We start from the raw sequence: 851 nt of genomic DNA on the forward strand, positions 1-851 counted from the left end.
GGATGCGGTATGGATGATGCCGGTGACGCGGTGCCGCTCGTGGAGCTGCTTGATGAGCGGCGGTATCTGCTGGGTGTCGCGTACTGGATGCTGGGCAGTGGCCGTGAGGCGGAGAGTGTCGTGGCGGAGACCTATCGGCGCTGGTACGGGCTGTCCGAGCCGGCGCGGACGCGGATCTCGGTGCCTCGTTCCTGGCTGGCGAGGGTCGCGGGTGGTATCTGTCTGGCCCGGCTGGCGCTGCCCGACCGGCCGGAGGGCGAGGCGGGAGGGGATCGTACGGGTGTGGTCCTGGCGGAGGAGATCAGTGCGGTTTTGCTGAGTGTGCTGGATTCCCTGGCCCCGGCCGAGCGGGCGGCGTGCGTCCTCAATGACGTGTTCGGGATGGCGCCCGGCGCGGTCGCGGACATCGTGGGACAGAGCGAGCCGGAGGTCGCCGAGCTGGCCGACCGGGCCCGCCGCAGTCTGCGGGACCGCCGCTCGCGTCCCACGACGCCCCACCAGCACGATGCCGTGGTCCGTACGGTGCGCCAGGCCTGTGTCACCGAGGACGCGGCACTCCTGGCGTCCCTGCTGGCACCCGATGCCACGGCGTTCTTCGACGGCGGGGGCAAGGTCCGCGCCCTGGCCAAACCCGTCCACGGCAGCCGGCAGGTCGCCCGCAGTCTGCTGACGCTTTTGGCCCGGGGCCCCCGCACATCGCTGCGTACCCACTCCGTCAACGGCCGCACCGGACTCGTCGTCCGCTACCACGACCAAGTAGCCGCGGTCATCAGCCTCGACATCGCCGGCCACCACGCCGTCCAGGTATGGGTCACCCTCAACCCCGACAAACTCCGCACCTGGAACCAACC

Annotated in this window: 1 protein-coding gene; it reads left to right on the top strand. The window is 70.7% G+C overall.

What is annotated here, in order from left to right; translation table 11 throughout:
• Positions 1 to 9: 9 nt before the first annotated feature.
• Positions 10 to 851 (top strand): RNA polymerase subunit sigma (locus tag ACTWQR_RS55860; RefSeq protein WP_443235034.1); only part of this gene is annotated, 842 nt, incomplete at its 3' end.

It is taken from the genome of Streptomyces sp. 2A115, assembly GCF_052245575.1.
Lineage (GTDB): Bacteria > Actinomycetota > Actinomycetes > Streptomycetales > Streptomycetaceae > Streptomyces.